The 8,235-nt window shown below is 67.0% G+C and carries 7 protein-coding genes and 1 pseudogene; 6 read left to right on the plus strand and 2 right to left on the minus strand.

Annotation, left to right across the window (positions count from 1 at the left end; translation table 11 throughout):
• Together B2W70_RS09390 and thiD are read right to left on the minus strand one after the other, a co-directional pair.
• A partial coding sequence (locus tag B2W70_RS09390; protein ID WP_286745120.1) for a glutamate-1-semialdehyde 2,1-aminomutase occupies positions 1-856 on the minus strand: 856 nt, incomplete at its 3' end.
• A gap of 11 nt (positions 857-867) precedes the next feature.
• The gene (gene thiD, locus B2W70_RS09395) at positions 868-1,824 is read right to left on the minus strand and encodes a bifunctional hydroxymethylpyrimidine kinase/phosphomethylpyrimidine kinase (protein ID WP_286745122.1); all 957 of its coding nucleotides are present in this window, start codon (positions 1,822-1,824) and stop codon (positions 868-870) included.
• A 133-nt stretch (positions 1,825-1,957) separates the two neighbouring features.
• Here thiD and B2W70_RS09400 point away from each other — a divergent pair, with 133 nt between their 5' ends.
• The 6 genes and pseudogenes from B2W70_RS09400 to B2W70_RS09425 all read left to right on the plus strand — a co-directional run.
• A complete protein-coding gene (locus B2W70_RS09400; RefSeq protein ID WP_058087964.1) occupies positions 1,958-2,110 on the plus strand; it encodes a rubredoxin in 153 nt (50 codons plus the stop codon).
• Between the two features lie 69 nt (positions 2,111-2,179).
• Complete coding sequence (locus B2W70_RS09405; RefSeq protein WP_286745123.1) at positions 2,180-2,584, plus strand: response regulator; 405 nt, start codon at positions 2,180-2,182, stop codon at positions 2,582-2,584.
• A gap of 128 nt (positions 2,585-2,712) precedes the next feature.
• The gene (locus B2W70_RS09410; protein WP_058087962.1) at positions 2,713-3,078 is read left to right on the plus strand and encodes a response regulator; all 366 of its coding nucleotides are present in this window, start codon (positions 2,713-2,715) and stop codon (positions 3,076-3,078) included.
• A 15-nt stretch (positions 3,079-3,093) separates the two neighbouring features.
• On the plus strand, positions 3,094-3,639 hold the full coding sequence (locus B2W70_RS09415) for a chemotaxis protein CheW (protein ID WP_058087961.1): 546 nt from the start codon (positions 3,094-3,096) through the stop codon (positions 3,637-3,639).
• Positions 3,640-3,698: 59 nt separating this feature from the next.
• Positions 3,699-6,041 carry a methyl-accepting chemotaxis protein gene (locus B2W70_RS09420; RefSeq protein WP_286745126.1) on the plus strand — a complete coding sequence of 781 codons (2,343 nt, stop codon included), beginning with the start codon at positions 3,699-3,701 and terminating at the stop codon, positions 6,039-6,041.
• 50 nt (positions 6,042-6,091) lie between these two features.
• Positions 6,092-8,235 (plus strand): annotated as a pseudogene (locus tag B2W70_RS09425) (hybrid sensor histidine kinase/response regulator); the annotation flags it as partial.

Below are 8,235 nucleotides of genomic sequence, written 5' to 3' on the forward strand. Positions count from 1 at the left end.
CGCGGCTCGAGGCAAAAGCCGCCAGCGGCATGCCCCCGCCAATCACCTTGCCGAACACGCTCATGTCAGGCTGGAAACCCGGGATCAGCTGCGCGTACAGGCCCTGGGCGCTGCCCAGCCCAACACGGAACCCGCTCATCACCTCGTCGAACACGAACAGGGCACCGTGCTGCTTGCACAGCTCGCTGACGCGCTGGATGAAGGGCACGCTGGCGCGCACGAAGTTCATGTTGCCGGCGATGGGCTCGATCATCACGCAGGCGATGTCATCGCCCTGGGTGGCAAAGGCCTGCTCGATCTGCTCGATGTCGTTGTAGGTCAGCACCAGGGTGTGCTGCACCACCTCGGCCGGCACGCCGGCGCTGGTGGGATGGCCGAAGGTGGCCAGGCCCGAGCCAGCCTTGACCAGCAGGGCGTCGGCGTGGCCGTGGTAGCAGCCCTCGAACTTGATGATTTTGTTGCGGCCGGTGTGGCCGCGCGCCAGGCGGATGGCGCTCATGCCGGCCTCGGTGCCCGAGCTGACCAGGCGGACCTGCTCGGCGCTGGGCACCAGTTTCAGGATTTCTTCTGCGAGCTCGATCTCGCGCTCGGTGGGGGCGCCGAAGGAGAAGCCCTCCAGCGCTGCTTTTTGCACCGCCTCGAGCACCTCGGGGTGACCGTGGCCCAGGATCATCGGGCCCCAGGAGCCGATGTAGTCGATGAAACGGGTGCCGTCGGCGTCCCAGGTGTAGGCGCCTTGGGCGCGTTGGATGAAGCGGGGCGTGCCGCCCACGGCCTTGAAGGCACGCACGGGCGAGTTCACGCCGCCCGGGATGGCGCGCTGGGCGCGCTCGAACAGCTGGGCGTTGCGGGACATGTCGGATGACGTCAGTGGACGTTGCGGGAAGAGGGCGGCGGGGTGTCGTCGAGCGTGGGCTGGCCCGGCTCGCTGCCCTCGGGCAGCGGCTCGCCATCGGCCGGGGCGTCGCCAGGGGGCAGGGCCCAGAAGAAGCGGTCGGGCACGACGTTGCCCATGCCAGGGCGAAAGCCCGCGTCCAGCGCCTGGTCGAGGAAGCTCAGGGCCTCGGACACGGCGACGTCGAGCTCGGTGCCACTGGAGAGGATGGCCGCCAGCGCCGCCGACAGGGTGTCACCCGCGCCGACGAAACCGGCCTCGAAGCGCTCGAAGCGCTCGCCCGCCAGCGCGCCTTGCGGCGAAGCCAGCACGTTGTCGATGAACTGGTCGGGCAACTGCACGCCGGTGACCAGCACGTAGCTGGCGCCCAGCTCGGAGGCGGCCACGGCCAGCTCGCGCGCCGAGGGCATGCGCTCGGACTCCCACTCGGGCAGCAGGAAGTCGGTCAGCGTCTGGTGGGCGCCGACCAGCACGTGCGTGGCCGGCAGGATCAGCTCGCGGTAAGCGTCCAGGTAGGCCATCTGGGCGTCGTCGTCCATCCAGGACAGGTTGGACAGGTGCGCCACCAGGGGGGTGTCGGGGTAATCCGACAGGATCTCGGCAACCACGCTGATGTTTTCGGCGCTGCCCAGGAAGCCCACCTTCCAGGAAGCGACGGTCACGTCCTCCAGGATGGAGCGGGCCTGCTCCATGACGGCCTCCGGGTCGATCTCGACCGACTCGAACACCTCGGCGGTGTCGCGGATCAGCAAGCTGGTGACCACGGGCAGCGCGTGGGCGCCCATGGCGGCCACGGTGGCGATGTCCGCACCGATGCCCGAGGCCCCGCTGGGGTCGTTGGCATTGAAGCTCATGACGCAGGCTGGCGCACCCCCGTCCTGGTCGGTGGGGGGCTGGGCTTCGTCCGGGCCGGTCTGGAGTGCGTTCATCAGGTGGGTAAACAGTGTAAGAAGCGTGAGCCATTGCCGGCAAACCCTGCGGTTTACACAAAAAAGGCGTGGCTACAATGGGCTGATTGTATTCAAGCTGGTCTGAACCAACGTGAGCGAGTTTCGTACCTGGATGTGCCTGATCTGCGGCTGGATCTACGACGAGGCCGCGGGCCTGCCAGAGGAGGGCATCCCTCCCGGCACCCGCTGGCAGGACGTTCCCATGAACTGGGTCTGTCCCGAATGTGGCGCCCGCAAGGACGATTTCGAGATGGTGCCTCTCTGAGCCCCTCGACCATGAAAACGCTGCCCGATGGCCCTCAGGGCATGTCGGCCAGATGGAGGAGTGTTTGCAGTGTCTGAATCCGTGAACCCCGACGCCCCCGCGTCCCGGAAGGTGCTTGTCATCGACGACAGCAACACCATCCGCCGCAGCGCCGAGATTTTCCTCAAGCAGGGCGGCTACGAGGTCGTGCTGGCCGAAGATGGCTTCGACGCCTTGTCCAAGGTCAACGACCACGCCCCCGACATCATCTTCTGCGACATCCTGATGCCCAGGCTGGACGGTTACCAGACCTGCGCCATCATCAAGCGCAACCCGCGTTTCGCCAACACGCCCGTGATCATGCTGTCGTCCAAGGACGGGCTGTTCGACAAGGCACGTGGCCGAATGGTGGGTTCGCAGGACTACCTGACCAAACCGTTCACGAAGGACCAGTTGTTGCAGGCTGTCGCTCAATACACCGCTGAACACCGATAGAACGCCCCCAGGGGGGGTGCGGCCGCGCCGAGCGGGCTGTGCGACCTCCCGAAGTCCCCAGAATGTGAAGATCCACGCCACGCGCCATGTCACGGGAGGGCGCAGTGGCGAACGACAAGAGGTTAGCCATGTCCATCCAGAAAATCCTGCTCGTTGACGATTCCAAGACCGAACTTCACGTTCTGTCGGAATTGCTGACCAAGAAGGGCTACAAGGTGCGCACCGCCGAGAATGGCGAAGAAGCGCTCAAGCGCCTGCAGGAAGAAAAGCCCGACCTGATCCTCATGGACGTGGTCATGCCCGGCCAGAACGGCTTTCAGCTGACCCGCGCCATCACCCGCGATCCGGACTTCGCCAACGTGCCGGTCATCATCTGCACCAGCAAGAACCAGGAGACCGATCGCGTCTGGGGCATGCGCCAGGGCGCTCGCGACTACGTCGTCAAGCCGGTCAACCCGGACGAGCTGCTGGCCAAAATCAAGGCCTTCGGCTGATCCGGAGCACCTTCGATGGCCAACAAGGAAGCCCTCAGGGAATTGCAGCAACGGCTGGCCGAGCGCCTGCAGACGGTGCGCGAGCAGGCGCCCACGCGCAGCTGGCTGGCCGTCGAGATCGCCGGTCACGGCTTTTTGCTGCCGCTGGACCAGTCCGGTGAAATCTTTCCGCTCGCCACCATCCACCCGGTGCCGCACAGCGCCGAGTGGTTCCTGGGTGTGGCCAACCTGCGCGGCCAGCTCAATGGCGTGGTCGACCTGGCCAGCTTTCTTGGCATGGCCAAGCGCGCGCCCCGTCCCGTGACCGAAGGCGCCGCCCCCCGTGACGCCGGCCGCCTGGTGGCCTTCAACGCCCGCCTGCAGGTCAACGTCGCGCTGCTGATCGACCGGCTGCTGGGCCTGCGCAACCCGTCCAACCTTCAGCCCGTCCCTCAAGTCGAGGACGCGAGGCGGCCGCACTTCATCGGTCAGCAAATGATCGATGCCCAGGGGCGCACCTGGCATGAACTCGACCTCACGGCCCTGGCCTCGGACGAGGCCTTCGCCCGCATCGACGCCTGAAGGGCGTGGACGCGCGAAACAAGAACACAGCAAATCACAGAAGTCACTGGAGCAAGCACATGAGTTTCCTGAGCCGCATCAAGGAGCTGGGCAAGTCGCAGGATCGCGAGGAAGTCCAGCCGGAAGCCTTGAGCACGGAGGGCATGGTCACGGCCGATGGCTCCCAGCAGGTGGACACGCAGTCATCGCCTTCGACCATCCAGCCTGGCGGCAACACCACGACTTCGGACTCCATCATTTCTGAGGCCGCGCCTTCGCAGTTCCCCGATGACTACAACGAGACCCGGCTGAACGCGGAGGCCCTGTCAACCCCGGCGCCCGGCAGCGAGTCGCAGACGGGCCTGCCCCTGATCGGCCACCTGCGCCTGGACCGCCAGCAACGCGTCCTCGGTGGTGCGCTGGCCGTGGGCGTGTTGGGCTTGATGCTCGCCGCCTTCCTCTCTGTGAACGCAGCCGACCGACGTGCCGCCCAGACCGGTGCCACCGGTCAGGCCCTGATGCAGTCGCAGCGCCTGGCCAAGTCGGTGTCGCAGGCCTTGATCGGTCGCGCCCAGGCCTTCCCGGAAGTGGCGGACTCGGCCAAGGTGCTCGCCACCAACGTGCGCGGCCTGGCCCAGGGCGACAGCGCCCTCAAGCTCTCCGAGGTCTCGGGCGCCGCGCGCGATGCACTCACGCCCATGCTGCCGCTGGTCGATCGCGCCGAGAAAAACGCCAACTTCGTGTTGAGCCAGAAGCAGACGCTGACCCAGGTGAGCGCGGCCCTGCGTGAGGTCAACAGCCAGTCGTCCGAGCTGCTCGATCTGGCCGAAGGCATCGCCAACGCCCGCATCGAGAAGGGTGGCGTCTCCCCGGCTGAAGCCTCGGCCCTGAACCAGCTGGTGATGCTGACGCAGCGCATCGGCAAGTCGGCCAACGAATTCCTGACGGTGGAAGGCGTGTCGACCGAGGCCGTGTTCCTGCTTGGCAAGGACTTGAACGCCTTCAAGGAAACCGCCGAAGGCCTGCTCAGCGGCAACCAGGACCTGCGCCTGACCGGCACCAAAGACCCGGAAATGCGCGAGATGCTGGACGCGCTGCTCAAGATCTTCGAGCGCACGCGCACGCAGTCGACCTTCATCCTGGGTTCCCTCCAAGGCCTGGTGGCCGCGCGCGACGCCCAGGTGGCCGTGATCGACGACTCCGAGCCGCTGCGCAAAGGCCTCGAAGAGGTCCAGGCCAAGCTGTCCGAAGGCGCCGGCATCGGTGGCCTGAACGTGGCCTTGATCCTGGTCTTCTTGCTGTTGACCGTCACGGCCTCGTACGGCCTGCTGCGCGTCTTCCTGACCGACCAGCGCCAACGCGCTTTGATCGCCGAAGCCCAGCGCCAGGAGGCCGAACGCCAGGAGCGCGAGGCCAAGCGCGTCAACGACGCCAACCAGGCGGCCATTCTGCGTTTGATGAACGAGCTGCAACTCGTCGCTGAAGGCGACCTGACGCAACAAGCCACGGTGACCGAAGACATCACTGGCGCCATCGCCGACTCGGTGAACTTCACCGTGGAAGAGCTGCGCACGCTGGTGTCGCAGGTGCAAGGCGCCGTGCTGCGGGTGTCGAACACCACCAACGAGGTCGAAAGCACCTCGACCGAGCTGCTGGCTGCTTCCGACGAACAACTGCGCGAGATCCGTGAAACCGGCGAATCGGTGCTGCAAATGGCAGGTCGAATCAACGAGGTGTCGGCCCAGGCCCAGCACTCCGCCGAAGTGGCGCGCCAATCGCTGGCCGCTGCCGACTCCGGCCTGGCCGCCGTGCAGAACGCCATCGGCGGCATGAACACCATCCGCGAGCAGATCCAGGAAACCTCCAAGCGCATCAAGCGACTGGGCGAGTCGTCGCAGGAGATCGGCGAAATCACCGAACTGATCTCGGACATCACGGAGCAGACGAACGTGCTGGCCTTGAACGCCGCCATCCAGGCCGCGTCAGCCGGTGAAGCCGGTCGCGGCTTCTCGGTGGTGGCCGAAGAAGTGCAGCGACTGGCCGAACGCTCGGCCGACGCGACCCGCGAAATTGCCGCGCTGGTGCGCACCATTCAGACCGACACCCAGGACGCCGTGGCCGCCATGGAGCGTTCCACGCAGGGTGTGGTCGAAGGGGCCCGCCTGTCCGACGCCGCCGGATCTGCCCTGGGTGACATCGACCGCGTGTCGCGCCGCCTCGCCGAGCTGATCGAGCAGATTTCGTCGCAAGCGCTGCGCGAAGCCGACAACGCCAACGTGGTGGTCGCCAACATCCAGCACATTTTCGCCGTGACCGAGCAGACGGGTGAGGGCACGCGCTCGACCTCGCAGCTGGTGCGTGAACTGGCCAAGACCGCTGAAGAACTTCAGCAGCAGGTGGCCCGATTCAAGATCGCTTCCTGATCGGCTTCGCAGCACCACGAACGTCAAGACAAGCAAACACCCGGGATCCCATGGACAGCCTGCAAACCGACGCCGCCCTGCCCGCAGACGACCTCAGCGCCCTGGCATGGGTGCAGGACGAGTTGCGCAAGTCGCTGGACGCCGCACACAAGGCGCTCAACCGTGCGCTCAAGGACCAGGCCTCGGCCTCGCAGTCGGACGTCGATGCGCTCGACCCGTCCGTGCTGCGCACCGCTCGCCAGCAGATCCACCAAGGTGTGGGCGCGCTCGAACTCGCTGGCTTGCCTGCCGGTGCGGCCTTGCTGCGCGCCAGCGAAGCGCTGGTGCAGAAGTTCGTGGGCCGTCCGGCCTCGCTGTCGGCCGATGCCGTGCGCGACATCGAGCGTGCCTCGTTTGCGCTGCTCGACTACATGGGCCGCCGCATCGGTGGCAAGCAGGTCTCGGCCGTCGAGCTGTTCCCGCAGTACGAGGCCCTGGTGTCTCGCGTGGGTGGCGGCTTGCCGCGTCCTTCCGATCTCTGGTCCCAGGACTGGCCTTCGCTGTCGCTGGAGTCTCGCCTGGAAGCGCCCGATGACGTCGAGCCCCGCAAGCCCGATGCGGGCACGGTCGACGCCTTCGAGCGTGGCTTGCTGGGCCTGATGAAGCGCCAGCAGCCGCAAGACGCCCGCGACCTGGCCCAGGTCTGTGCCGCCTTGGCGCGCGACGCCGAACAGCGCCGCGCCCACCGCGAGGCCGCCACCTGGATGCTGGCCAGCGGCTTCCTCGAGGGCCTGGCCGACCGCCACATCGCGCTCGACGTGCACGCCAAGCGCGTGCTGTCGTCGCTGCTCAGCCAGTTGCGCGTGCTGGTGCGAGGCAATGGCGTGCCGTCTGATCGCCTGGCCAACGAGCTGCTGTTCTTCTGCGCCCAGGCCCAGGAAACGCCGGCCGCCGAGCGCTCCGTGCTCACCCGCGTGCGCCGCACCTTTGGCCTGGAGCGCCACCGCCCTGTCAGCCTGGCTGCGTCCTCGCTGGGGCGGCACGATCCGGCCACCATCGCCCAGGCGCTCAAGCGCGTGGCCAGCGCCAAAGAAGGCTGGTCGGCCGTTGCCGCTGGCGAGGCCCTGCGCCTTGGCGGTCTGAACGAGCAGTTCAGCCTGGTCGGTGACTCCTTGCGCAAGCTGTTCCCCGATGGGGAGGTGCTGGCCACGGCCTTGTCCGATGCCGTGCAACGCACCGTGCAGTCGTCCCAGGGGCCCGAGGCCGGCTTGGCCATGGAAGTCGCCACCAGCGTGCTGTACGTCGAGGCCTGCCTGGAAGATGGTGAATTCGAGTCCGGCGAACAACACGAGCGCATGCAGCGCCTGGCCGACCGCATCCGCCTGGTCAGCGAGGGCCAGACCGCCCCGCCGCTGGAGGGCTGGATGGAGGACCTCTACCGCCGCGTCTCCGATCGTCAGACCATCGGCAGCGTCGTGCAGGAGTTGCGCACCACGCTGTCGGAGTGCGAAAAGCACATCGACCAGTTCTTCCGCGACCCGCTCAACCGCGCGCCCCTGGTGAACGTGCCGAACCAGCTGCAGTCCATCCGCGGCGTGCTGGCCGTGCTGGGGCTGGACCTGGCCGCCCACGCGAGCGTGCGCATGCGCGACGACGTCGACCAGCTGCTGCTGCCATCGAGTGACCTGCAAGTGGCGGCCGAATCGGGGGTCTTTGACCGCCTGGCCAGCAACCTGGGTGCCTTGGGTTTCCTCATCGACATGATGGGCGTGCAGCCATCCCTGGCGAAGTCCCTGTTCACCTACGACGAAGCCAGCGGGGTGCTGTCCCCGCTGATGGGCCGCGAAAAAAAAGTCCTGAGCACGCCGGATGACCCGGTCGAGGCTGCTGCGCACCACGTGCAGCAGGTCGAAAAGCAGGAAGCCCAGGCCGTGGCCGAAGAGGTCGTGCAGGCGCTGGAGCAAGCCGGGCAGGGCGATGCGAGCCTGGATCTGGTGTCAGAGCAATTGCAAAAGCTTGCCGAGACCCCGCACGTGCAGGAACAGTCCGAGCTGGCTGGCACCCTGGCTGCGGCCCAGGCCGCACTGGACCAGGCGCTGCAGACCGACGACGCCGCATCGACCGCCGCCGCGCGCGAACAGGTCTCCCAGGTGCTGGCCGACCTGACGCAGCCTGAACCGGAGCCCGAGCCTGAAGCCCCGGCCTTCCCGCCGCG

It is taken from the genome of Aquabacterium sp. UBA2148, assembly GCF_002328915.1.
Lineage (GTDB): Bacteria > Pseudomonadota > Gammaproteobacteria > Burkholderiales > Burkholderiaceae_C > Aquabacterium > Aquabacterium parvum.